The sequence below is a fragment of the Sphingobium sp. WR1 genome (assembly GCF_059693745.1).
Genome location: NZ_JCATID010000002.1, coordinates 245,912 through 270,063, shown reverse-complemented (window position 1 = coordinate 270,063; position 24,152 = coordinate 245,912). Strand labels below are relative to the sequence as shown.

Sequence of the window (24,152 nt, the reverse complement as noted above, 5' to 3'; positions counted from 1 at the left end):
CGTTTCCGGACCGGCCCTCCCTTCGTGACCGCGTGTCAGACCATCAGAATTTGAAGTCGATGCGGGCGTAATAATAGCCGCCCGAGCTGCCATAGGCGCCATGGCCGTAGGGCGAATTATAGGTCGTGGTGCCGTTCACATAGGGCGAGACGCCCGGCGCGATGGTATAGCCGGCGAGCAGCTTGGGCACTTCGGGACGCTTGTCGAACAGGTTGTTCGCGCCCAGCGAGATAGTCACGGCGTCGGTGAAGGCATAGCTGGCCTCCAGATCGGTGATCGCGGTCGCCTTGACCACGCCGGTAAAGGAGGGCGCGCCGCTGATCGCGGGGAACACCAGGATGCTGGAACTACCGTAGAAGGTTTCCCGCGCGTTCAGGCTGAACCTGCCGCTGGTGAACAGGCCGCTCCACACGATCTTATAATCGGGCGAGGCATCTTCCAGATAGCTGACCGACTGGGCGCTGAAGAGGCCCGGGATACGGTTCTTCGTGACCTTCGTCTTGGTGTAGTTGGCGGTCAGCGACAGGTCGAGGCGGCCAAAGTCCAGGCTGATCGGATAGCGCGCGGCGAAGTCCAGGCCCAGCGTGCGGGTGTCGACGCCGTTGGTGAAGGTCGCGACGCCCAGATTGGGCACATTGTCGATGGCCACGCCCCGGGCGGCGATGGCGTCGAGCACCTGCTGGCCGGTTGGCACGCCCAGCGCCGGATTGCCGGGCTGGATCACGCCGTTGACGGTGCCGCGGATCTGCGCGGTGCCGGCGATGCGATCCTTGATCTTGATATAATAACCGTCCAGCGTAATCGCGAGCTTGGGAATGGGACGCAGCACGATGCCGGCCGAGAAGTTGGTCGACTTTTCGGGCTTGAGCGCGCTGAAGCCTAACAGGGTTGCGGCGGTCGAGGATGGTGGCAGTTGCAGCACGGCGCCGGTCGGGCTGACGTTGGTTGCCGAATAATTGCCTTCCTGCAAGGTAGGCGCGCGGAAGCCGGTGCTGGCCGTGCCGCGGATCGCGAAGGCGTCCGAGAAATCGTAGCGGGTCGTCACCTTGCCGATGCTGGTGTCGCCAAAGTCGCTATAATCCTCGTAGCGGCCGGCAAGGTCGACGGTCCAATTGTCCACCGGTTCCAGAATGACATTGGCATAGACCGCCTTCACATGGCGGCCGAATGTGCCGGCGTCGCTGGGCTGGTAGCCGGGGAAGGACTGGCCGCCTTCGAGATAGACGGAGCCTTCGTCGCCCGCGCCGATCGTGTATTTCTCGCGGCGATATTCGCCACCGAAGGCGAAGGTCAGCGGCCCGGCCAGGCCGGCGTCGAATTCCTTGCGGATGTCGAGGGTCGTGGTCAGCTGGGTCAGCTTGAACATGCCGTCATAAAAGTCGGTCGGGGTGAAGCCGGTGTTGAGATAAAGTGATCGGTTGGCCGAATCGATCGTGTATATCTGGTTCTTGTCCGAGCCATAGGTCACGCCGAAATCATAGTTCCAGCCGGCCGCATCGCCCCGGACGCCGCCGGTGATGCTATATTCGTCCTGCTCCACCTTCTGCTGGGGCACCATGCCGACAATGCCGGTATCGCCCAGGCAGAGCGCGGGATCATAAGCGGCGGTGGTGATGCTGCCCCCCGGATTGGCGGGATTGCGGCAGATGCGCGACGGGTGGCGATAGCCCTGCTTGGCATAGCCGATGCGGCGGGAAATGTCGCCGAAGCTGTAAAATTCGATGCCGCCGAAATCATAGCCCATATTGTAGAAGAGCAGGCTGAGTTCGGACTTGGCCTGACCGCCGTTGATACCGGAAAGCGCATCGCCCGACAGGTTGGACCATTGCGCCGGGACATTGGGTTGCAGCGTGCCGTCGGGCCGGGTGATCTGGACCTGGCCGGTGCCGGTCGAGGTATAGTCCTGACGGCGGTGGAAGGCGGTGACGTTGAAGAAGCCGTCCTCGCCCAGCTTGAAGCCGGCATTGCCGCTGACGCTCCAAAGCTCGCCCTCGCTGTCATAATATTGGCCGCCAGTGACCTTGAAGCTGCCGCCTTCGGTCTGGTCCTTGAGGATCAGGTTGATGACGCCGGCAATCGCGTCCGTGCCATATTGGGCGGCGGCGCCATCCTGCAGGATTTCGATGCGCGACACGGCGTCCGGCGGAATAAGGTCGATGCTGGGCGCGGCCGAACCCTGGAACGGGCCGGCGATGACCTGAAGGATGGACGATCCATGGCGGCGCTTGCCGTTGACCATGACCAGAGTGTGGTTCGGGCTGAGGCCGCGCAGGCGGGCCGACAGGGCGAAGTTCGACATGTCGGTGCCCTGGGTCTGGGCAGTAAAGCTCGGCACGATCTGGGTCAGTGCCTGATTGAGGTTGGGCTGGCCCACCTTGGCGATGGCCTGGTCACTGAGCACCTGGATCGGCGCGGCGCTGTCGGCCGCCTGCATACCGGCGGCGCGGGTGCCGGTGACGATGATGGCGGCGCCGTCGTCGGACTGCGGTTCCTGCGGCGTTTCCTGCGCCAGCGCGCCAGCCGACCAGGACGACGCCAGGATAAGAGAAAGTTTGAGTGCGGATAATCTCGTCATTCATGCCCCCTGATTATTCATTATGGATGACAAGGGGAGTGACGGCCGGCTGTCTGAAATCCTCTATTGCAGTGCAAAAAATGTAGGAAAATCGCAATATTTCTTCATTGTTTCTAGAGAAAATCCGTCCATCCTATTATCCGAACGGATCAAGCACCAAGAGGTGTCTTTATATTTCCAAAGCGTTATTTTCTAATATATGGTATGGAGGATTTTTCATCCTCATTCGTCTTTGCACTTTTCGGCTGGAATCAAGAGGCCATCGCCGCGTCGATCAGCGCCCGACCCTCCGCGCTTTCCCAATCCATCGCGCCGACCACGCGGACCATTTCCTTGCCCTGCGCGTCATAGACGATGGTGGTGGGGAGCTGGCCGGTGGCATAATGGAAGCCAAGCCGGTTTTCGGGGTCGGCATAGCCCTTGAGATTGGGCAGCTTATGCTTTTCGAAGAAGGGCTTGACCGCCTTCATCCCCTGATTGTCCTGCGAGATGGTGAGGACGGCGAGACCCTTCGCGCCATGGGTGGCGGCGATCCGGTCAAGGGTCGGCATTTCCGCGACGCAGGGCGCGCACCAGGTCGCCCAGAGATTGACCAGTAGCGGGCGGCCCGCGAAATCCTGCAACCTGCTTTCCCCGCCGTCGGGATCGAGGAAGGTGAAATCGGGGGCGGGGGCGCCCGCCTTGCCGCGATCAAGCTTATAGTGGAAGGCGCTGTCCTTCGATCCGCCTTTCGCCTCGCCCGACGTGGCCGGAACCTCACCGCTGATGCCGGCATCGACTTGCGCATTGTCTTGCTCCGGGGGCTGGGATTGCCTATCGCAGGCCGCCAGGGCGGCAGGCAGGAGCAGTATCATTAGCGCGCGGAATGACGATATCACGGAAGCAGGCTCCAACAGCATGTGGGGCGGCCGGTTCGCCGCCGGCCCGGCATCGATCATGCGGGAGATAAATGCCTCCATCCCCTTCGACAAGCGATTGTGGAAACAGGATATCGCCGGGTCCAAGGCGCATGTCGCGATGCTGGCCAGGCAGGGCATTGTCAGCCAGGCCGATGCCGATGCGATTTCGGCGGGCCTCGACACGATCGCCGCCGAATATGAAGCCAATGGCGTGCCGGTGAATCTGGACCTGGAAGATATCCATATGGTCACGGAGTCGCGCCTCGCCGAGCTGATCGGCCCGGCGGCCGGTCGCCTGCACACCGCACGCAGCCGCAACGATCAGGTGGCGACCGATTTCCGCCTCTGGGTGCGCGATGCGATCGACGAGGTGGAAGCCGGACTGCTCGGCCTCCAGCGCGCGCTGGTGGCGCGGGCGGAGGAAAATGCCGATGCGGTGATGCCGGGCTTTACCCATCTCCAGTCGGCGCAGCCGGTGACGCTGGGCCATCATCTGATGGCCTATTATGAAATGGTGCGCCGCGACCGCAGCCGCTTCGCTGATGCCCGCGCGCGCCTCAACGAATGTCCGCTGGGCGCGGCGGCGCTGGCCGGCACCGGCTTCCCGACCGATCGCCACATGACGGCGGCGACGCTGGGCTTCGCCCGACCGACCGACAACAGCCTGGACAGCGTATCCGACCGCGACTTCGCGCTCGATTATCTGATGGCGGCGACCCAGCTGGCGCTGCACCTGTCGCGGCTGGCGGAGGAGTTCATCATCTGGGCGAGCCAGCCCTTCGGCTTCGTCAAGCTGCCCGACGCCTATTCGACCGGCAGCTCGATCATGCCGCAGAAGCGCAATCCCGACGCGGCCGAACTGGTGCGCGGCCATACCGGGCGGATCCTGGGCTGCATGAACGCGCTGTGCGTCACGATGAAGGGGCTGCCGCTCGCCTATTCGAAGGACATGCAGGACGACAAGCCGCCGGTGTTCGAGGCGCACGACCTGCTCGGCCTGTCGATTGCGGCGATGACCGGCATGATCGAGACGGTGACGTTCCGCACCGACCGGATGCGCGGGCTGGCCGAAAGCGGCTTCGCCACCGCGACCGACCTTGCCGACTGGCTGGTGCGTGAGGGCGGCATTCCCTTCCGCGAGGCGCATCATATCACCGGCCGCGCTGTGGCCGCGGCGGAGGCGGCGGCGGTGCCGCTGGACCGGCTGCCGCTGGAAACGCTGAAAGAGATTGACGCGCGGATTGACGACCGGGTCTATGCGGTGCTCACCGTGGACGCCTCGGTCGCCAGCCGCCAGAGTCATGGCGGGACCGCGCCGGTTCAGGTGCGGGCGCGGATCGCCGATGCGAAGAAGGAACTGGGATGATGCGGACGATCGCCGGGCTGGGGCTGATGGCGCTGGCTCTCACCTTGGCGGCCTGTGGCGGGCGTCAGCCGCTCAAGCCCGTGCAGGGGCAGAAACTGCCCGCCGTGCCGGTGGGCGCAGCGACCGCGCCGACCGCCGCCGACCTGATGCAGCCGTCCATTCAGGCGCGCCCGGAGCGCAACGTCGAATTGCTCACCCAGTCGCGCCAGCGCGGCAATGACGAATTCGACCTGCCGCCCGAAGCGAAGCCCAAGTAAGACCGAACGATAGCAATATCGTCATTGCGAGCGTAGCGAAGCAATCCATCGGAGCGACTTTGGATTGCTTCGCTACGCTCGCAATGACGAAGGGATATAGGACAAGACCTTGGATCATTTCACCTATGTCGACGGCGCCATGCAGGTGGAGCAGGTGCCGATGGACGCGATCGCGCAGGCGGTCGGCACGCCCGTCTATATCTATTCGACCGCGACGCTGGAGCGCCATGTCGGCGTGTTCCGCGACGGCCTGTCGCAACTCGCCGACCCGCTGATCGCCTTCGCGGTCAAGTCCAATCCCAATGCCGCCGTGCTGGCGACGCTGGCGAAACTCGGGCTGGGTGCGGATGTGGTGTCGGGCGGCGAATTGCTGCGTGCGGTGGCGGCGGGCATTCCCGCTGATCGCATCGTCTTCTCCGGCGTCGGCAAGACCGAAGAGGAAATGCGGATCGCGCTGGAACAGGGCATCTACCAGTTCAATCTGGAGAGCGAGCCGGAAGCCGAGATGCTGTCCGACGTGGCTGTGGCGATGGGGAAGACGGCGCCGGTCGCCTATCGCATCAACCCCGATGTCGACGCCGGCACCCATGCCAAGATTTCGACCGGAAAGTCCGAAAACAAGTTCGGTATCCCCTATGCCCGCGCGCTGGAAAGCTATGCCGCCGCGCGCGCTCTGCCCGGCCTCGACGTGCAGGGCGTTGCCGTCCATATCGGCAGCCAGCTGACCGATCTCGCGCCGCTCGAAGCCGCCTTCGTCAAGGTCGGCGCGCTGATCGAGGCGCTGCGCGCGGCGGGCCATGACATCCGCACCGCCGATCTGGGCGGCGGCCTCGGTGTGCCCTATGATCCTTCGCAGCCGCTGCCGCCCAGCCCCGCCGACTATGGCGCGATGGTGACGCGGGTGACGCAGGGCTGGCCGGTGCGGCTGATGTTCGAACCGGGCCGGGTGATCGTCGGCAATGCCGGCGCGCTGCTGTCGCGCGTGGTGCGGGTGAAGCAGGGCGCGCAGGCGCCTTTCGTCATCGTCGATGCGGCGATGAACGACCTGATGCGCCCCAGCCTCTACGACGCCTGGCACGATATCCGTGCGGTGAAGCCGGCGGGCAATCGTGCGACCGCCAATGTCGTCGGGCCGGTGTGCGAGACGGGCGACACCTTCGCCATGCACCGCGACATGGATGTGGTGCAGGCGGGCGATCTGGTCGCCTTCATGACCGCGGGCGCCTATGGCGCGACCATGGCGGGCACCTATAACAGCCGCCCGCTGACCCCCGAAGTGCTAGTGTCGGGCGACAAATGGGCGGTGGTGCGCGAACGCCCGCCGATCCAGGCGCTGATCGACGGCGACATCATTCCCGACTGGGTGGCCTGATGCAAAGCCTGCCCGTCTTCCTGGCGTTGACGGGCCGCCCGGTCATCCTGACCGGCGAGGGTGAGGCGGCCGAGGCCAAGCGCCGCCTGCTGGAGCGGGCCGGCGCGCGCATCGTTGGTGAAGAGGATACGGCGGCGCGGATCGCCATCGTGTCGGACGGCGACGCGGCGGTGGTGGCGCGGCTCCGGGCGCGGGGCGTGCTGGTCAATGCGACCGATCGGCCCGACTTATGCGACTTCACCCTGCCCGCGATCGTGGATCGCGATCCGGTGCTGATCGCGATCGGCACCGGCGGCGCGTCGGCGGGGCTGGCCAAGGCGCTGCGACAGCGGCTGGAGGCGCTGTTGCCCGCGCGGCTGGGTGCACTTGCGCAGGCTTTGTACGGCGCGCGCGCGGCGATCCGGGCGCGCTGGCCAGACGCGGCCGCGCGGCGGCGGGCGATCGACGCGGGGCTGGCGCCGGGCGGGATCATCGATCCGCTGAAGGAGGAAGCAACCGATGCCGTGCCCGCGTGGTTGACCGTGACCGGCGATCATGTCGCGTCCCGGCTGGAAAAGATTCGACTGATTTCGGGCGACCCCGACGATCTGACCCTGCGCGCGGCGCGGCTGCTGGGAGAAGCGGACCGCATCTATCATCCGGCCCGGGTACCGGCCGCGATCCTGGATCGCGCGCGCGCCGATGCCGCGCGAATCCTCGTGGACGCACCGCCCGAAGAACCGGGGGAGGGGCTTTCGCTGTGGCTGGCGTTGGACTGAGGATCAGCTGCGCGGCGCGCTGAGCCGCGCGATTTCGTCCTGCAAGGCCTGGATCGAGGAGACGAGGCGGGCGCGGTCAGCCTGCATTTCGCGCAGCGTTTCGCGGGTTTCGCCCAGTTCCACAGCGCGGCGGGCGATGCGGGCGTCCAGTTCGGCATATTGCCGGCTGAGCGTGCCGATCTGTTCGGCGCGCCGGCACAAGTGGCGCAACCGCGCGTCGAGCAGGTCGAAGTCGAACGGCTTGAGGATATGGTCGTCCGCGCCGGCCTTGAGCGCCTCGATCGCGGACTGGCCGTCCTCGCGGCCGCCGATCATCACGAAACAGGCGGAGCCGGCAAGATGGCCGGCGCGGATCCGGTCCATCGTCGTCACCGCCGGCAATAAGGTCAGGCCCATGTCGATCAGGATGATGTCCACCCGCTGCGCCACCAGCAGGCCGAGCGCGACATGGCCGTTTTCGGCGACCATGACATCATAGTTGTGATGGGAAAGGCGGCGCGCCACAACCGCGCGGGCGGTGGCATTTTCATCGACCAGCAGAATGCGTAGGCGGCGTTGCGGCGCCAAATTCTTCAAGATGGCCTGCTTCTGCTGGCGAATGGCGCGCCGGAAAAACTGCATTGGATTGATCCCTGGGACTATGCCCAAAGTGTAGGTTCGACCGACGAAGAAATGGTTAACGGGGCGATCCCCGATTAAACCGATTTAATTGGCCCGCATCCCCGCTGCGCCATAGCCTGCCTCCATTCATCAAGGAGGAAAATGATCATGCCGCAGACCCAGACTCAGCTTGCCATTGAGGATATCGTCGATTTGCCTGAAGGCATGAGCCTGTTCGGGGTCGCCGATGGCGACGCGCTCGACATCAGCCTGATGGATGTGGTGATCGCGATCATCGATCAGCGGTGAGTGTGAGCGCGCTGGCCGACGCGGTGGCGGCGGCCGATACGGCGCCACTCGACCGGGCGGTGGCGCTGATCCGGCCTTTCCTGACGGATATCGGCTGGTTCGAGGCGCTGTTGGGCGAGGAATGCGCGCGGATCGGAGCCGATCCACTGCACCTTCCCGCCTTCCGGGCGAGCCGCAGTGGCGCCGCGCGGCATCTGGTGTTCGCGCGGACCGAGCGGGTCTGGGTGACGGCGACCGTCGTCGATCCGGTGCGCAATCCGGGGACGCGGCTCCATTTTTCCGGGCGCCATGCGCTTTGCCGGCCGCTGAACCGAGCGATGTCGGTGGACGGATACCGGATAGATGGCGGACGGGCGGTGGCGACCGGCCCGCGCCTCTGTCCGCCGGGAAGCGTGATCGAGCTGGACGAACGGCGGGAAACGCTGCGCCTCCGGCCGGGCGACGCGCCGTTGCTGATGTTGCGTGCGCAGATTGCGCCAGTCGGGCCGGTCGTGTCGCGCCTGTTCGATGCGGGCAGCGGTGCGCCGGTCGCGGAGGCGCAGGCGGATGAGGGCCATGCGCGCGCGCTGATGTTGCTGTCGCTACTGCGGATGCAGGGACGGCGCGATGCCGCCGACCGGTTCGCCGCCGCGCTGGAGGCGGAGCTGCCGGCGCAGCGCTGGGCGGTGATGCGCGAATATCTGGCGCTCGACACGGCGGGGGCGCTGCCGGCGCTTCGGCATATGGCGCGGACCGAAGCGGAGGACGGGGTGCGTATGCTGGCGGAGCGGACATTGGCGCAGATTGAGGCGGCCCCATGCCCCGTCTGATCACACCGCCGGAAACCGGCGGCAGGATCGGCCTGGACGATCTGGTCGACTGGTGTGAAAGCAGCGATTTCGACCCGTCCTGCGAAGATGGGTTGGCCGCTGCCGCGCCGATGCTGCGCGCGCTGTCGCGCAACCGCCATTTCCTGGCCGATGCGGCGATTGCCCAACTCAAGACGCGGTGCGCGGAGCAGCGGCGGATCAACCCCTATTCGGCGCAGGTGATGCTGTTGCGGCCGCCGGCGGGCAAATATGTGTTGCGCGCGGCCTTCTGGCCGGCGCCGAACGACCATGTCGTGCGAATGAGCGGCACCGCGCCCTTCCTCTACCATGTGCCGCATGACCATGGCTTCGATTTTCTGACGGTCGGCTATCTCGGGCCGGGTTATGGATCGGACTATTATAGCTATGACGGCGACGTGGCCGGCGCGGCGGGGGAGAGCGTGGCGCTACGTTTCGTCGAACGCAGTCATCTGGGCGAAGGAAAGATGCTGCTCTATCGTGCCAATCGCGACATTCATGCGCAATTGCCGCCGGAGGCCATGTCCGTCTCGCTCAACATATTGGCCAGCGGGCCGCAGCAGGGCTGGCGACGGCAATATCGGTTCGACACCGACAAGGGCGTGATTGCCGAATGCATGACCGTGGCGAGCGCGCAGTTGCTGCTGGAAATCGCGGTGGGATGCGGCGGCGGCAATGCGCTGGACCTGGCCGACGCATTTGCGAAGGGGCATCCACAGGATGCGATGCGGCTGACGGCAGGGCAGGCGTTGGAGATGGGGATGGGGGCGGCGGAACGAATGGCGCATTGGGAGCTGGGCGCACGCAGCAACAGTCCTCTGATCCGAAGGGCGAGCGTGGATGCGCTGCAATCGATCCATTATGGAGATGAAATGGCTTGTTTTCCTGTCCACGGGACGGTCGGGTGACAGGGATCAGCAGCTGACGGGTCGGGCGTGGGCGGACGGATGGAATGCCATGATTTGGGCAGTGACTTTGCCCCGGTGGCACGGGCGCTGAACGCGCGCGGCTTCGATTTGGCGATCCGGTCCGGCGCCGTCCGTCCCCATCTCCGTGCCGGTGACGCGACGATATTGTGGCAGGGGGTGGATGATCCCGCAGAGCGGGCGCGGGCGCTTGAAGGCGGGGCTCATGAGGTGGTCGGGCCATGGATGCATGAGGCGGAAACGGTCGCGCGGATCATCCGCCTCACGCAGCTCCGGCAGTCCCAGCTGGTAGTGGGCGACCTGGTGCTGCATCTGATGGAGCGCGGCGTGACGCGGGCGGGACGATCGGTGCCGCTGCTGGCGCGCGAATATGCGCTGCTCCTCTATCTGGCGCGACGGCCGGGGGAGACGGTGAGCCGGGCGGAACTGCTGCGCGCGGTGTGGCGACTGGACTTCGATCCCGGCACCAACAGCGTGGAAGTGCATATGTCGCGCCTGCGGGCCAAGATCGACCGGGGCTTCGCGCGGCCGATCCTGCGTACGGTCAAGGGGGAAGGCTATATGCTCGATGTCGACGGGTGCTGCGCCGGTGCCCCATCGGGCGCATAGGCGCGCAGGAAGATATCGACGGCGAAGGCCGCATCGCGTTCGATCTGCGCCGGGTCGGGCGCCGTGATCTGGGACATTAGCAGTTGCTGGTGGCTGCCCGCCATGCAGAGCGCCATCAGCGCGCGGGCGGCATCGGTGGGATCGGCGGTGCGCAACTGGCCCCGCGCCATCGCGCCTTCCAGAAAATGCGCCATCAGGCCTCGCGTGTTGCGGGGGGCGAGTTCGAAGAAGATCTTGCTGATTTCGGGGGCGCGGCCGCCTTCGGAGATGATGACCCGGTGCAGCGCGATCGAGTCGGGTGACGTGACCTTCCCGATCAGGCTGAGGCAGGCGCGCAGCAATATTTTGTCCAAATCCTCGTCGGGATCGAGCAGCTGGGATAATTGCGCCTGATAGGCGCGCGCCACCCGCGCGAGCACGGCGGCGAATAATCGCTCCTTGGACGGGAAATAATTCCACAAAGTGCCCTTCGACCCGCCCAGCGCCGCCGCGATGCCCGACATGGTCGTCCCGGCATAGCCATGGTTGAGGAAATAGCGCTGCGCCACGGTCAGGATCATGTCCTGCCGGTTCCGGCGGCGCGCTTCCCTTCGGCCGCAGAAGAGGGGCCTTTTGCTCTCCATCATGAAATCGTACCATATAGTACGCTAACCCTGTTGACAAGGCCGTGCAACCGGCGCAATGGCCATTTTCATACTATCTGGTACGGTTTGTTATGGCGGTGAGTCGCATGGCTTTTTCCTCCCGCGCCCTGCTGGCGACGACATCGGCGATGTTGTTGTCCGCCTGCGCCGCGATCCCCAATCTTGGTCCCAAACCTGTGATTCGCGCACCCGAAAGCGTGGCCGCGCAGCAGAGTCTGGGCGCGGCCGAAGACGCTGCCTGGCCGGGCGGGGGCTGGTGGAGCGCCTATGGCGATCCACAACTCTCCGCGCTGATCGAGGAAGGGTTGCGCAACGCGCCCGACATGGCGATCGCAGCGGCACGTTTCCGCCAGGCGCAGGCAATGGCGCAGCAGGCCGGGGCGGCTATGCTGCCGTCCGCCAATCTGGACGCCAGCGCGGCGGCGACCAAGCAGAGCTACAATATGGGAATGCCCAAGGAGTTCGTGCCGCAGGGCTGGCTCGGCACCGGCCGGGTGGCGCTGGACTTGGGCTTCGATCTCGACCTGTGGGGCAAGAACAAGGCGGCGCTGGCGGCCGCCACGTCCGAGGCACGCGCGGCGGAGATCGACGCGCAGCAGGCGCGGCTGGCGCTGACGACCGGCATCGCCGACGCCTATGCCGACCTTGCCCGCCTCTATGACGAGGCGGAGATCCAGCAGCGCGCGCTCGATATCCGCATGGCCAGCCAGAAACTGGTCGCAGACCGGCGGCAAAATGGTCTCGAAACGCGCGGCAACGTGCGTCAGGCGGATGCCACCGTGTCGTCAGCGAAGGCGCAGCTGGCGGGCGCACGGCTGGCGATCCAGGTGCGGCAGCACCAGATCGCGGCGCTCATCGGCGCGGGGCCGGATCGCGGCCTGTCGATCACCCGGCCGCAGGCGGGCAAGCTGGCGTCCCTCGGCCTGCCGGCGGACGTCACCACCAACCTGGTGGCGCGGCGTCCCGACATCGCCGCGGCGCTCGCCCGGACAGAAGCCGCGGCCAAGCGGATCAAGGTGGCGCGCGCCGACTTCTTCCCGGCGGTGCGGCTCAGCGCGCTCATCGGCGTCCAATCGCTGGGCTACAACACGGTCTTCGCCAATGGCGGCGCAGTGGGCTCGGCCCAACCTTTCACCGACAATCTGTTCAAGAAGGATTCGCTGTTCGGCAATGCCGGCCCTGCGATCAGCCTGCCGATCTTCCGCGGAGGATCGCTCCAGGGCCAGTATCGCGGTGCGCGCGCCACCTATGACGAAGCGGTCGCCACCTATGACAGGACGGTGCTGGCCGCCTATCAGCAGGTGGCCGATGCGGTCACGACCCGGCGGACGCTGGAGCAGCGGCTGGCCGATGCCCGCGCCGCCGTCACCGCCTCGGAGGATGCCTATTCCGTGGCGCAAAAGCGCTACAAGGGCGGCCTGTCGACCTATCTCGACGTGCTGAATGTCGAGGACCAGCTATTGAGCGCGCGCCAGGCGCTCGCCGTGCTGGAAGCAGGCGCCTTTTCCACCGACATCGCCCTCATCCGCGCGCTGGGCGGCGGCTTTACCGCCAGCGACACTCACTCCAAGGATCAACCGCATGGCTGACGCCGCTCTCGAAACCAATGATGCACAGCAGAACGGGCGTCAGTCGGCGCGCAGGACCTGGTTGATCCGACTGGCCATTGTCGTGATCGTTGTCGGCCTGATCTGGGGCGTCTGGTATCTACTGATCGGGCGCAACCATGTGAGCACCGACAATGCCTATGTGAATGCGGAGATGGCGCAGGTGACGCCGCTCATTTCCGCGCAGGCGATCGAGGTGCTGGTGAGCGACACACAGGCGGTGAAAAAGGGCGACATCCTCGTCAAGCTGGACCCCACCAACGCCCGGATCGCGGTGGCGCAGGCGCAGGCCGATCTGGCCGAGGCGCGCCGCCGCTTCCGGCAGACGGTGGCGACCAGCGGCTCGCTGACCGCGCAGGTCGATGCGCGTGGCGCCGATATCGTCCAGGCCCGCGCCCAGCTCGCCACGGCGCAGGCGGATTTCGAAAAGGCGCGGATCGACCTGCAACGCCGCGAGGCGCTGGTCGGCGACGGCGCTGTTTCGGGCGATGAAGTCACCACGGCGCGTCAGGGCTATGCCGCCGCCAGGGCCGCGCTCGATCTGGCGCGCGCGGGCGTGAAGACGGCGGAGGCCACTCGCGGCGCCGCGACCGGTCAGTTGGAGGCCAATGACGCGCTGGTGCGTGGGTCGACCGTCGACACCGATCCAGCGGTGATGGCGGCCAAGGCGCGGCTGGATTCGGCGCAGCTGGACCTCGATCGCAGCATCATCCGCGCGCCGATCGACGGCGTGATCACCAGGCGGCAGGTGCAGGTGGGCCAGCGCGTCGCGCAGGGCAGCCCGATCATGACGATCGTTCCCCTGTCGCAGCTTTATGTCGATGCGAATTTCAAGGAGCGCCAGTTGCGTGACGTGAAGGTGGGGATGCCCGCCAAGGTCACGTCCGACCTCTATGGCGGCGACGTCGTCTATCATGGCAAGGTCGTCGGTTTCTCCGGCGGCACCGGTTCTTCCCTGTCGCTGATCCCGGCGCAGAATGCGACCGGCAACTGGATCAAGGTGGTGCAGCGCCTGCCGCTGCGCATCCAGCTCGACGCCAAGGAACTGGCCGCGCACCCGCTGCGCGTGGGCCTGTCGATGGAAGTCGAGCTGGACCTTTCCGAACAGTGAGGACGGCCGGACGATGAGCGGCGACGACGACATTTTTTCGCGGCTTTCTCCGCGCACCCGCACGCTGGCGGGACTGGTGCTGGCGCTCAGCAACTTCATGGTCGTGCTTGACCTGACCATCGCCAACGTGTCCGTTCCGCACATCGCCGGCAATCTGGGCATCTCGCCCGATCAGGGGACGTGGATCATCACATCCTATGCGGTGGCGGAGGCGATCTGCGTGCCGCTCACCGGCTGGCTCGCAGCGCGGTTCGGCGTGGTCCGGGTCTTCACCTTGGCGATGATCGGCTTCGGCTTCTTCTCGCTGATGTGCGGCCTGTCGATGACGCTGGGCATGATCGTCGCCGCGCGGATCGGCCAGGGCATTTGCGGCGGACCGATCATGCCCATGTCGCAGACGCTGCTGATGCGCATCTTCCCGCCGGAAACGCGGCCAAGGGCGATGGGCCTGTGGGCGATGACGACCCTGTTGGGGCCGGCCATGGGACCGATCATCGGCGGTTATATCAGCGACAATTGGAGCTGGCACTGGATCTTCTTCATCAACCTGCCGATCGCGGTGCTGTGCGTCTTTGCCGCGCAGGCGCTGTTGCGGCCGGTGGAAACCGACACGGCCAAGGTGCCGATCGACAGGATCGGCCTGGCGCTGCTGGTCTTCTGGATCGGTTGCCTTCAGGTGATGCTGGACATTGGCCGCGACCATGACTGGTTCAACGATCCGACGATCGTCGCGCTGGCCATATTGGCGGCGATCGGCTTTGTCGTGTTCATCATCTGGGAACTGACTGAGGAGCATCCGGTCGTCGACCTTCGCGTGTTTCGCCATATCGGCTTTACATCAGGCGTCTTTTCGCTGGCGCTGTGCTTCGGCGCCTATTTCTCCGGCATCGTGATCATCCCGCAATGGTTGCAGATGACGCAAGGCTATACCGCGACCTGGGCGGGCATCGTGACCGCCTTCACCGCCATGGCGGCGCTGATGACGGCGCCCTTCGCCGCCCGCTTTGTCGGCAGGGTCGATCCGCGCATCATGATTTCCAGCGCCGTCTTCTGGCTCGGGCTGATGACCCTGTGGCGCGCCCACTGGACCAGCGGGATCGATTTCTGGACGATGGCCGCGCCGCAGTTCATCCAGGGCTTCGCCATGCCCTTCTTCATGATCCCGCTGACCACGCTCACGCTGGGATCGGTGTTGCCGAACGAAACGGCGTCGGCGGCGGGCCTGCAGAATTTCCTGCGCACCATGGCGATCGCAATCGCCACCTCGCTGGTCCTGACGGGATGGGGCGATGCGCAGCGTGTGTCGCGCAACGAGCTGGCGGGCGTGCTGCAACCGGGGGATGCGCAGGCGCAACTCGGCGCGCTGGGCATGTCTACGGAGCAGGTTCGGCAGACGATCTCCAACATCGTCGAGACGGAAGCGATCGCGGTCGCCGTCGATTATATCTTCTTCATTTCCGCGCTGATATTGTTCGCCGCAGCCATCCTGGTCTGGCTGGCGCCTCGCCCGGCCGGGCCGGTCGACACCTCCGCCGCGCATTGAAGGGTCAGAGGGCGGTGCGGCGGGTGATGCCGATCGCCTCCAGAAAGGCCGGGTCGTGGCTGACCACCAGCAGCGCGCCGTCATAGGCGGCAAGGCCCTGTTCGATCGCGGCGATCGATTCCAGGTCGAGATGGTTGGTCGGCTCATCAAGCAAGAGCAGCGGCGGCAGCGTTTCCCCGCCCAGCACGCAGGCGAGCGCGGCGCGCAGCCGCTGCCCGCCGCTCAATGTCTCCACCCGTTGCAGCGCCAGATCGGCGCGGAAGCGGAACCGGGCGAGTGCGGCATGGACCGCGTTGCGGGTTGCGCCGGGATACAGCCGGGCGAAATTGTCGGCGATGGTGGTGCGCGCGTCGAGCAGGCTGGCGTCCTGATCGAGCAGCGCCGTGGCCACCGGGCGGTGAATCCTGCCCGATAGCGGCGTGATCTGGCCAGCGACCAGATGAAGCAGGGTCGACTTGCCCGCGCCATTGGCGCCCGTGACGGCGATCCGTTCCGGGCCGATGATACGCAGCCGCAGGTCACGCAGCGCCGGGTCCGCAGGATCATGACCGGCAGTGACACCGTCCAGCACCAGCAGCGTGCGGCCGGCCGGCACCTGGGCGGAGGGCAGGGCGATGCTGAGCGGGGCAAGGATTTCGATCTTCGCGCGGGCGTCGGCAATGGCGCCTTCCGCTGCGGTGCGTTGGCGATCGGCGCGACGGGCCGCGTCGCCGCCGGAGCGTTCCGCCTGTTCCTTGCGTCGGCCGAGCAAAATGCGGGGCATATCTCCCCTCCCGGCCTGGCGCGCGCCCGCGCCGTCGCGCCGCTGCTGCCGCTCGGTCGCGATCTGGGTCTTGCGGGCGAGGGTGGCGGCTTCCCGCTCGGCATGGTCGAGCGCGTGCCGGGCGGCGGCGAGTTCGATATCCTTGCGCGCCCTGTAGGCCGACCAGTTGCCGCCATAGCGGGCGATGCCGAGGCTGGTGAGTTCGGCGATGGCGTCCATCCCTTCCAGCAGCGCGCGGTCATGGCTGACGACGATCGCGCCGCCGCGCCAGCGTTGGAGCAGGGCGGCGAGCGCCACGCGCCCCTCGGTATCGAGATGATTAGTCGGCTCGTCCAGCAGCACCCAGTCGGGTCGGGCGAAGACCACCGCCGCGAGTGCCGCGCGGGTGCGCTGGCCGCCGGAGAGCTGCGCCAGCGGTGTCGCCGGATCGGCGGCGAGGCCGACCTCCGCCAGCGTGTCGGCGAGGCGAGCCGGCAGGGTCCAGTCGCACGTTTCCAGTTCCTCCATCGTCGCGTCGCCGGCCTCCGCCTTGTCGAGCTGTGCGAGCGCGGCACGGACGTCGAACAGGTCGGCGATGCTCTGGCCGGGATCGGCCTGCGGTGTTTGACGCAGCGTTGCGAAGCTGCCGTCGATGCGGACATGGCCGGCAGCGGGAAGACGCTCGCCCGCGATCAGCGCGAGCAGGGTCGATTTACCGACGCCGTTGCGGCCGATCAGGCCGATGCGTTCGGCGGTGAAACGAAAATCGATACCGGAAAGGATGGGTTTCCCGTCAGGCGTAGACCAGCAGAGATTCGAAAGGATGATGGCAGGCATGGATAGGGGCTTTCCTGAAGGCAGAGCGGACGGGCTGTGCGTTCAGGGTGAAATCCATGGCGGCGATCCTTTTGGAATGGTGGAGCCGGCGATGTAACGAGCCGAGCAGGGCGTGGCAAGTTTCGACCAGCAGTGGACCTTCATAGCCCCTCCCCTTCAGGGGAGGGGTTGGGGTGGGGGCGTGCCTCATAATGCAGCGTTGGTGGGATAGCCCCCACCCCCGGCCCCTCCCCTGAAGGGGAGGGGAGAATGAAAAAGCCGCCTGTCCGTTTTCCACCCCACTCCGTCATCCCCGCGATGCGCATCGGCCAGCGCTGCGCCCGTCAGGCTCGCGACTGGGAAGGGCGCGTCGATCGCCTCTGTTATTCGGCGGCGTTGGCGGCGTTTTCGGCCGGGGCTTGCGCCGCATTGGCGGCGTTGCCGGCCGCCGCGGCATTGTCGCCTTCGGCCGCGGGCGCCGCATCGGCGGCGGGCAGCGGCAGGTTCGAGCCCTGCGTGTTGAGCCAGGCGATCAGGTTGGCGCGATCTGCCGGATTGCCCAGGCCCGCAAAGGTCATCTTGGTGCCCGGCGCAAATTCACGCGGACTCTTCAGCCAATGATCGAGCTGGTCGAACGTCCATTCGCCGCCCTTGCTCTTGAGCGCTTCGGAGAAGGCGAAACCGCCCTTGCCCTGACCGACGGCTTCGCCGACCGTGCCGTAGAGATTGGGACCGATGCCATTGGCGCCGCCCTGGTTGACGGTGTGGCAGGCGGCGCATTTGGCGAACACCTTCTCGCCCGCCGCGACATCCGCGCTGGCCAGCAGGGTGTTGAGGCTGGGGCCACTTTCGCCGCCTTCGCCCTCGGCTTCGACGCCTTCGATGGCATAGCCCATTTTTTCGGGCCGTTCGGACGAATAATATTTCGAACTGATGATCGCGCCGCCCAAGGCGATGATCCCCGCAAACAAAGCCCAGCCCGCCACGGTATTGAAACGATCGCCCATCTCGCTCGTCTTCCCTAAGATTTATGTTCTGGGACTGTCAGCCGCGCCCCCTCTTGTGCGTTGCCATAATGGGGGATACGCGCAGGCGCAAGCCGGGTTCATGCCTATTGCGAATGCAAGGTGCGGCAATGCTTGCGCGCGCGCCCCGGAAACCCTAAGCGCACGCACGCCCATGGAAAATTATCCCGCCCCCGCCCGCGCGATCGTCGCGGATCAGGCCGCCAAGGCCGCCGCCGACCCGTCACGCGCCGTCGCCTATCAGGGCGCGCCGGGCGCCAATTCGCATCTCGCCGCATTGGGCTATGCGCCCGATTGTGTGCCACTGCCCTGTTTCGCCTTCGAGGATGCGATTGATGCAGTGCGCAACGGGCAGGCCGCCCGCGCCATCATTCCGATCGAGAACAGCCTGCATGGCCGCGTGGCGGACATGCATTTCCTGCTGCCCGAATCGGGGCTGGCCATCGTGGACGAATATTTCCTGCGTATCCGTCATTGCCTGATGGCGCCCGACACCGCCCCAGTGAAAAGCGCGATCAGCCACCCGCAGGCGCTGGGCCAGTGCCGCCATTATCTGCGCGAGCGCGGCATCCAGCCGGTCGCCTATGCCGACACGGCGGCGGCCGCGGCGCTGGTCGCGGAGACGAAGACGCCCGGCGAGGGCGCGATCGCGCCCTATCTGGCGGCGGAACTTTACGGGCTGCGTCTGGTGGCGGAGAATATCGAGGACAGCGACGACAATATGACGCGCTTCCTGGTGCTGGCGCGCGAGCCGAGGTTGCCGACCGCCAATGTCGGTCCGGTGATGACGACTTTCCTGTTCGAGGTGAAGAATATCCCCGCCGCCCTCTACAAGGCGATGGGGGGCTTTGCCACCAACGGGGTCAACATGACCAAGCTGGAAAGCTATCAGCGCGGCGCGAGCTTCGCCGCGACCGAATTTTATTGCGATATCGAGGGGATGCCGGGCGATCCGGCGGTCGACCGCGCGCTGGCCGAGCTGGAATTCCATACCAAATGGGTGCGGCAGCTGGGCAGTTACCGCCAGGCGCGGCCCCGCACTTAGAGCGATTTCAAGTCAGATGAAACATCTGACGACTCAGAAATCGCGGAAAACAAAAAGAAAATAGAGCCTGTTCCGATTCAATCTAATCGGAACAGGCTCTAGACGTGACGGTCCGCTGCGGGTTGGCTATAGCCGCCCCATGGCCGCAGCCATCCTCCTGTCCGCCGTCGCGATGAGCGCCATTGTCGGCCTGCGCTATCTGCTGGCGAGCGGCGGCTTTGCGCTGGCGACGCGGATTCGCCGGCCGGGCCTCTACAGGGGACTGGAAAAGCAGATGGCGCGGGAGATCGGCTGGTCGCTGCTGTCCGCGCTGGTCTATGGCGTGCCGGCCGGCCTGGTCGCCTGGGGCTGGCAGGCGCGGGGCTGGACACAAATATACAGCGATCTGGACAATCAACCGCTCTGGTGGCTGCCGGTGTCGGTGCTGCTCTACCTCGTCGCGCATGACACGTGGTTCTACTGGACCCATCGCTGGATGCACCGGCCGAGGCTGTTCCGCATCGCCCATGCGGTCCACCATGCCAGCCGGCCGCCCACTGCCTGGGCGGCGATGAGCTTTCACCCCTGGGAAGCGCTGACCGGCGCGGTGGTGATTCCGATCCTGGTCTTCCTGATCCCGATCCATGTCGGCGCGCTGGGATGCGTGCTGACGATCATGACCGTCATGGGGGTGAGCAACCATATGGGGTGGGAGATGTTCCCGCGCTGGATGGTGCGCGGGCCGCTGGGGCAATGGCTGATCACCGCCAGCCACCATCAGCGGCATCATGATCTATATCATTGTAATTACGGTCTTTATTTTCGATTTTGGGACAGGATATGCGGCACGGACAAGGGGTTGGGCGACTTCGCGAAGGGGCGGGCGTGAAGCGGGGCGTTCTGGCGCTGGCGGTGCTGGGATTGACCGGCGCGGCGCCGGTCGCCCAGCCCCAGCCGCTCAGCATGGCGCTGGAAGGGTTGCGGTCGGCCAAGGGGCAGATATTGGTCTGCGTCACCCGATCACCCGACCATTTCCCCGATTGCAGCAAGGACCCGGACAAGAGGCATTTCACCGTCCCCGTTTCGGGGCACGCTTCGGGCGGGCCGGTGGCGCTGGGACAATTGGCGCCTGGCCATTACGCCATCGCCATCATCCATGACGAAAATGCCAACGGCAAGCTGGACAGTTTCGCCGGCATCCCGCGCGAAGGGGTGGGTTTTTCGCGCAATCCCGTGCTGCGCTTTGGCGCGCCGAGCTTCAAGTCGGCCAGCTTCGCGGTGGCGGGCGAGGCGGTCGAACAGGACATCAGGCTCAAATATTTTCTCTGACGGGCTCGATCATCGTAGCGGCCATGCCCTTCGCGCGTTCCGACTTGTTCCACAGGGGTGACGCCCCACATAAGCCGCTGTATGAGGGCGGCAAGTTGGACCGCATAGGCAGGAGATTAGAGCGTGGCGACCCTGGGATTGAGCGAGACCGAAAAGGCGGCCGTGGAGGCATTTCGCCAGGATGTGGTCGAGCCTTCGCGCACGAGCCTGGTGATCGTCGACTTCTGGGCCGAATGGTGCGGCCCGTGCAAGCAGCTTGCCCCGGTGATCGAGAAGGTGTGCGCGGAATATGCGCCCAAGGGCGTGAAGCTGGTCAAGGTGAATGTCGACGAGAATGGCTTCATCGCCAGCCAGTTCCGCGTCCAGTCGATCCCGACCGTCTATGCCGTGTTCCAGGGCCAGCCGGTCGCGGATCTGAGCCAGGCGCGCACTGAAGGGCAGTTGAAGCAATATCTCGACCAGCTGCTGGCGCAGTTGCCGATCGAATCCGACGAGAAGGCGCTGAAGCAGGAAGTCGCGCCGCTGATCGCCATGGGCGAGGAGATGCTGGCCGGCGGCGAGTTTGAACGCGCCCTGTCGATCTTCACCCAGATTGCCGAGATGGCGCCGGACAATGCCGAGGTGGCGTCCGGGCAGGCGCGGGCGCTGGTGGCCCTGGGACAGTTGGACGAGGCGGAGGCGGTGCTGGCCGCCTTGCCCGACGATGTGGCGAAGCATGGCGCGATCGACCAGGCGCGCGCCGCCATCGCGCTGGCGCGCGACGTTAGGCCGGTGGCCGACCTGTCGGGCGTCGAGGCCAGGGTCGCCGCCGACCCGGACGATCATGCGGCGCGGTTCGATCTGGCCGGCGGCCTGATGGGCAATGGCGACCGCGACGGCGCGGCCGATGCGCTGCTGGAGATCGTGCGGCGCGACCGGGCGTGGAATGACGGCGCGGCCAAGGCGCAACTGCTCAAGATCTTCGAGGCGGTCGGTCTGGAAGACCCCTGGGTCGCGGGGCAGCGGCGCAGGCTGTCGCAGATCCTCTTTTCGTAACGGCCATGCCGCTGGCGCGCATCTCGATCTTTCCGCTTGCAGGCGCGCTGCTCCTGCCGGGCATGGAATTGCCGCTGCATATCTTCGAGCCGCGCTACCGGGCGCTGATCCATGACGTGATGGCGCGCGACCGACGCATCGGCATGATCCAGCCGCGCGGGCAGGGGCAGGTTCCGCCCCTGTTCGACGTCGGCTGCCTGGGCCATGTCAGCCATATCGAGGCGCTGGACGACGGGCGGTTCAACATCATCCTGACCGGCCTTGCGCGGTTTCGGGTGGTGCGGGAATTGTCGGTGGCGACTCAGTTCCGGCAGATCGAGGCCGATGTCGAACAGGCGCCGCAGGAGGATGAGGCGCTGTCGGCGATCGAGCGCGCGGCGCTGGAGCAGGAATCGCGGCGCTTTGCCGAGAAATTGGGCTATGTGGTGGACTGGACGGCGGTGTCGCGGCTGGACGACACGGCGCTGGTCAACGGCATCGCCCAGATCGCGCCCTTCGACCCGGCGGCCAAGCAGACGCTGCTGGAGGCCGACACCCTGTCCGAGCGGTCGGAACGGATCATCCAGCTGATGCAGATCGTCGGACGGATCGAACGCGACGGCGGCGCGACGATGCAATGAGCGGGATTGTGGGTGAGGCCGCGCCGATCGATCCGTGGCTGCTGGAGAAGCTGGTCTGTCCGGTGACGCGCGCGCCGCTGCGCTGGGACGCGGCGCGCGCGGCGCTGGTGTCGGAGGCGGCGGGGCTGGCCTTCCCGGTGCGCGATGGCGTGCCGGTTCTGGTCGTGCGGGAGGCGAAGGCCATCAGGTTCCCCTAGGGCCGTTAGTCCTGAACCCGTGGAAGGGCGCGCGTAGGCGAATTGGGAGGGTCTGGCGATGACCAGGAGTGGACATAAAATCCTCCCCTGCAAGGGGAGGATGAAAAAGCCGCCTGTCCGCTTCCCACCTCTTTTTGTCATCCTCGCCTGCGGGATCGCGTTGTCCAAGGCGGTGTGCGTCACATCCCGCCATTTCCCCGCAATTCCTGCCGGCTCGCCCGGTCGAATATGGCGAGGACCAGCGGGTCGGCTTCGGCGGCGCGGACGGCGACATGGAAGTCGACGGGCGGCATGGCCGGCGCGCCCGGAACCGGGATCAGTCGTCCGTCCGCCATCTGTCGCTGCACCATCGGCAGGGGGAAGATGCCGATGCCGCCACCTTCCAGCACGATGTCGATCATCGTGCGGACATTGTTGCACAGGTTGAGCGGGCAGTCGGCGAGGTCCGACGCGGCGATCGCATCCTTCATGATGCGGTAGAGCGGCGAGAGATTGGAGAGCGACCAGATCGGCGTCTTGGTCGCGACTATGATCGAGGGGCAAGCCAGCCAGAGCAGGTCGACGCTGCCGATCGGTGCGGTCCGCAGCATCGGATGGGCGATCCGCCCGGCGGCGAAGGCAAGGTCGGCATGGCCCGAGGCAAGCTGCTGGATAAGGTCCGCCGTCAGCGCGATGTCCACCTCCAGCGAGACATGGGGCAGTTCGCGGCCCAGCTGCGCGACGAAGCCGGGCAGGCAGCTGGCGGCCGCAATTTCGCCCGCGCCGATGCGGATGATGCCGGTCGCGCCCGAAATGTCGCTGCATCCCATCAGCACGCCCTGGAAACGCGCCCAGAGCGGTTCGCTTTCACGCACCAGTTCGCGTCCGGCGGGAGTGAGCGCCATCGTCCGCCCTTCGCGCCGGAACAGCGCGGTGCCGAGATGGTTTTCCAGTTCGCGCACCCGCGCGGAAATGGCGGGCTGTGTCGTGTTGAGCCGCGCCGCCGCCGCCGCGAAGGTGCCGAGGCGCGCGATCCAGAGCAAGGTTTCCAGATGGTAGAAGGCGATGCGATTGATAGACATTGTTTGTGTTTAACCGAAAAAACAAATCATTGGTATTGATCGGTCAGCCTGCATAGAACGGTGTGAACTTTCAAAAGGATGGATGCCGATGGTCAAGAAGCTCTACCCCGATGCCGCGGCCGCGCTGGAGGGACTTCTCTTCGACGGGATGCAGATTTGCGCGGGCGGCTTTGGCCTGTGCGGCATTCCCGAAAGGCTGATCGACGCGATCCGCGATTCGGGGGTGAAGGATCTGACCATCGCCTCCAACAATGCCGGCATCGACGGCGAAGGGCTGGGCAAGCTGCTGCGTACGCGGCAGGTGAAGAAGATGATCTCCTCCTATGTCGGCGAGAACAAGGAATTTGAGCGGCAATATCTGGCCGGCGAGCTGGAGGTGGAATTCTGCCCGCAGGGGACGCTGGCCGAACGCTGCCGCGCCGGCGGCGCGGGCATTCCCGGCTTCTATACCCGGACCGGCGTCGGGACGCAGGTGGCCGAGGGCAAGGAAGTGAAGAATTTCGACGGGCAGGATTATATTCTGGAGCGCGGCATCTTCGCCGACATCGCGATCATCAAGGGGTGGAAGGCCGACGAAAGCGGCAACCTGATCTTCCGCAAGACCGCGCGTAACTTCAACCAGCCGATGGCGACCGCCGCGAAACTCTGCATCGCCGAAGTCGAGGAGGTGGTGCCGACCGGCAGCCTCGATCCCGACGCGATCCACCTGCCCGGCATCTATGTGAAGCGGATGATCGTCGGCGCGCCCTATGACAAGAAGATCGAGTTTCGGACGGTAAGGCAGCGGGAAGCGGCATGACCCGATTTCTCTCCTCCCGCTTGCGGGAGGGGTCGGGGGAGGGCTTCTTTTCCGTTGGCCGTTTCTCGACAAACCCTCCCCTAACCCCTCCCGCAAGCGGG

25 protein-coding genes are annotated in these 24,152 nt (G+C 65.9%); 18 read left to right on the top strand and 7 right to left on the bottom strand.

All coding sequences use genetic code 11. The features are described from left to right. Positions 1–43: 43 nt before the first annotated feature. Both AC58EF_RS03790 and AC58EF_RS03785 read right to left on the bottom strand, forming a co-directional pair. Entirely contained in the window at positions 44–2,575 is a 2,532-nt protein-coding gene (locus AC58EF_RS03790; RefSeq protein ID WP_497274632.1) for a TonB-dependent receptor plug domain-containing protein, read from the bottom strand. A gap of 251 nt (positions 2,576–2,826) precedes the next feature. Further along, positions 2,827–3,429, bottom strand: coding sequence for a TlpA family protein disulfide reductase (locus tag AC58EF_RS03785; RefSeq protein ID WP_497274631.1), 603 nt, complete (start codon positions 3,427–3,429; stop codon positions 2,827–2,829). 43 nt (positions 3,430–3,472) lie between these two features. On the opposite strand from AC58EF_RS03785, the gene argH reads away from it, so the two are divergent. From argH to AC58EF_RS03765, 4 genes are all read left to right on the top strand, one after another. Then, on the top strand, positions 3,473–4,840 hold the full coding sequence (gene argH, locus AC58EF_RS03780; protein ID WP_497274630.1) for an argininosuccinate lyase: 1,368 nt from the start codon (positions 3,473–3,475) through the stop codon (positions 4,838–4,840). Next, positions 4,840–5,097: a hypothetical protein gene (locus AC58EF_RS03775; protein WP_497274628.1), complete on the top strand. Its 258-nt coding sequence runs from the start codon at positions 4,840–4,842 to the stop codon at positions 5,095–5,097. The genes argH and AC58EF_RS03775 overlap by 1 nt, the downstream gene beginning before the upstream one ends. Positions 5,098–5,206: 109 nt before the next feature. Next, positions 5,207–6,469 (top strand): diaminopimelate decarboxylase, encoded by a 1,263-nt coding sequence (gene lysA / locus AC58EF_RS03770; protein WP_497274627.1) that lies wholly within the window; start codon positions 5,207–5,209, stop codon positions 6,467–6,469. Beyond that, positions 6,469–7,227, top strand: a complete 759-nt coding sequence (locus AC58EF_RS03765) for a precorrin-2 dehydrogenase/sirohydrochlorin ferrochelatase family protein (protein WP_497274625.1) — start codon at positions 6,469–6,471, stop codon at positions 7,225–7,227. The genes lysA and AC58EF_RS03765 overlap by 1 nt, the downstream gene beginning before the upstream one ends. A gap of 3 nt (positions 7,228–7,230) precedes the next feature. On the opposite strand, the gene AC58EF_RS03760 is transcribed toward AC58EF_RS03765, so the two are convergent. Continuing rightward, the gene (locus AC58EF_RS03760; RefSeq protein ID WP_497274623.1) at positions 7,231–7,848 is read right to left on the bottom strand and encodes a response regulator transcription factor; all 618 of its coding nucleotides are present in this window, start codon (positions 7,846–7,848) and stop codon (positions 7,231–7,233) included. A 147-nt stretch (positions 7,849–7,995) separates the two neighbouring features. Between AC58EF_RS03760 and AC58EF_RS03755 the strand changes: the two genes are divergently transcribed. The 4 genes from AC58EF_RS03755 to AC58EF_RS03740 are packed head-to-tail and all read left to right on the top strand — an operon-like array spanning position 7,996 to position 10,498. Next, a complete protein-coding gene (locus AC58EF_RS03755) occupies positions 7,996–8,136 on the top strand; it encodes a hypothetical protein (RefSeq protein ID WP_497274622.1) in 141 nt (46 codons plus the stop codon). Next, positions 8,133–8,945, top strand: coding sequence for a hypothetical protein (locus AC58EF_RS03750; protein WP_497274620.1), 813 nt, complete (start codon positions 8,133–8,135; stop codon positions 8,943–8,945). The genes AC58EF_RS03755 and AC58EF_RS03750 overlap by 4 nt, the downstream gene beginning before the upstream one ends. Next, complete coding sequence (locus AC58EF_RS03745; protein WP_497274618.1) at positions 8,933–9,871, top strand: transposase; 939 nt, start codon at positions 8,933–8,935, stop codon at positions 9,869–9,871. Before AC58EF_RS03750 ends, AC58EF_RS03745 begins: the two co-directional genes overlap by 13 nt. Positions 9,872–9,910: 39 nt before the next feature. Beyond that, positions 9,911–10,498, top strand: coding sequence for a winged helix-turn-helix domain-containing protein (locus AC58EF_RS03740; protein WP_497274617.1), 588 nt, complete (start codon positions 9,911–9,913; stop codon positions 10,496–10,498). Here AC58EF_RS03740 and AC58EF_RS03735 read toward each other — a convergent pair. After that, on the bottom strand, positions 10,447–11,058 hold the full coding sequence (locus AC58EF_RS03735) for a TetR/AcrR family transcriptional regulator (RefSeq protein ID WP_497274615.1): 612 nt from the start codon (positions 11,056–11,058) through the stop codon (positions 10,447–10,449). The two genes, AC58EF_RS03740 and AC58EF_RS03735, sit on opposite strands and share 52 nt — an antisense overlap. Before the next feature lie 155 nt (positions 11,059–11,213). Here AC58EF_RS03735 and AC58EF_RS03730 point away from each other — a divergent pair, with 155 nt between their 5' ends. The 3 genes from AC58EF_RS03730 to AC58EF_RS03720 are packed head-to-tail and all read left to right on the top strand — an operon-like array spanning position 11,214 to position 15,403. Next, the gene (locus AC58EF_RS03730; RefSeq protein ID WP_497274614.1) at positions 11,214–12,731 is read left to right on the top strand and encodes an efflux transporter outer membrane subunit; all 1,518 of its coding nucleotides are present in this window, start codon (positions 11,214–11,216) and stop codon (positions 12,729–12,731) included. Next, positions 12,724–13,860: an EmrA/EmrK family multidrug efflux transporter periplasmic adaptor subunit gene (locus AC58EF_RS03725; protein WP_497274613.1), complete on the top strand. Its 1,137-nt coding sequence runs from the start codon at positions 12,724–12,726 to the stop codon at positions 13,858–13,860. Before AC58EF_RS03730 ends, AC58EF_RS03725 begins: the two co-directional genes overlap by 8 nt. 13 nt (positions 13,861–13,873) lie before the next feature. After that, a complete protein-coding gene (locus AC58EF_RS03720) occupies positions 13,874–15,403 on the top strand; it encodes a DHA2 family efflux MFS transporter permease subunit (protein ID WP_497274611.1) in 1,530 nt (509 codons plus the stop codon). Between the two features lie 4 nt (positions 15,404–15,407). On the opposite strand, the gene AC58EF_RS03715 is transcribed toward AC58EF_RS03720, so the two are convergent. Together AC58EF_RS03715 and AC58EF_RS03710 are read right to left on the bottom strand one after the other, a co-directional pair. Next, complete coding sequence (locus AC58EF_RS03715) at positions 15,408–16,982, bottom strand: ABC-F family ATP-binding cassette domain-containing protein (protein WP_497274610.1); 1,575 nt, start codon at positions 16,980–16,982, stop codon at positions 15,408–15,410. Positions 16,983–17,344: 362 nt separating this feature from the next. After that, a complete protein-coding gene (locus tag AC58EF_RS03710) occupies positions 17,345–17,968 on the bottom strand; it encodes a c-type cytochrome (protein WP_497274609.1) in 624 nt (207 codons plus the stop codon). Between the two features lie 172 nt (positions 17,969–18,140). Between AC58EF_RS03710 and AC58EF_RS03705 the strand changes: the two genes are divergently transcribed. The 6 genes from AC58EF_RS03705 (at position 18,141) to AC58EF_RS03680 (ending at position 22,191) form a co-directional block, all read left to right on the top strand. After that, complete coding sequence (locus AC58EF_RS03705) at positions 18,141–19,031, top strand: prephenate dehydratase (protein WP_497274607.1); 891 nt, start codon at positions 18,141–18,143, stop codon at positions 19,029–19,031. Positions 19,032–19,170: 139 nt separating this feature from the next. Then, a complete protein-coding gene (locus tag AC58EF_RS03700; protein ID WP_497274606.1) occupies positions 19,171–19,899 on the top strand; it encodes a sterol desaturase family protein in 729 nt (242 codons plus the stop codon). Positions 19,900–19,973: 74 nt separating this feature from the next. Then, positions 19,974–20,339, top strand: coding sequence for a DUF2141 domain-containing protein (locus AC58EF_RS03695; protein WP_497274970.1), 366 nt, complete (start codon positions 19,974–19,976; stop codon positions 20,337–20,339). 123 nt (positions 20,340–20,462) lie between these two features. Then, positions 20,463–21,374 (top strand): tetratricopeptide repeat protein, encoded by a 912-nt coding sequence (locus tag AC58EF_RS03690; RefSeq protein ID WP_497274604.1) that lies wholly within the window; start codon positions 20,463–20,465, stop codon positions 21,372–21,374. A gap of 5 nt (positions 21,375–21,379) precedes the next feature. Further along, a complete protein-coding gene (locus AC58EF_RS03685; RefSeq protein WP_497274602.1) occupies positions 21,380–21,994 on the top strand; it encodes an LON peptidase substrate-binding domain-containing protein in 615 nt (204 codons plus the stop codon). After that, entirely contained in the window at positions 21,991–22,191 is a 201-nt protein-coding gene (locus AC58EF_RS03680; protein WP_497274600.1) for a Trm112 family protein, read from the top strand. Before AC58EF_RS03685 ends, AC58EF_RS03680 begins: the two co-directional genes overlap by 4 nt. A gap of 179 nt (positions 22,192–22,370) precedes the next feature. Here the strand turns inward: AC58EF_RS03680 and AC58EF_RS03675 are convergent, their stop codons facing one another. Beyond that, on the bottom strand, positions 22,371–23,252 hold the full coding sequence (locus tag AC58EF_RS03675; protein ID WP_497274598.1) for a LysR family transcriptional regulator: 882 nt from the start codon (positions 23,250–23,252) through the stop codon (positions 22,371–22,373). An 88-nt stretch (positions 23,253–23,340) separates the two neighbouring features. On the opposite strand from AC58EF_RS03675, the gene AC58EF_RS03670 reads away from it, so the two are divergent. Then, the gene (locus AC58EF_RS03670; protein ID WP_497274596.1) at positions 23,341–24,051 is read left to right on the top strand and encodes a CoA transferase subunit A; all 711 of its coding nucleotides are present in this window, start codon (positions 23,341–23,343) and stop codon (positions 24,049–24,051) included. Positions 24,052–24,152 lie beyond the last annotated feature (101 nt).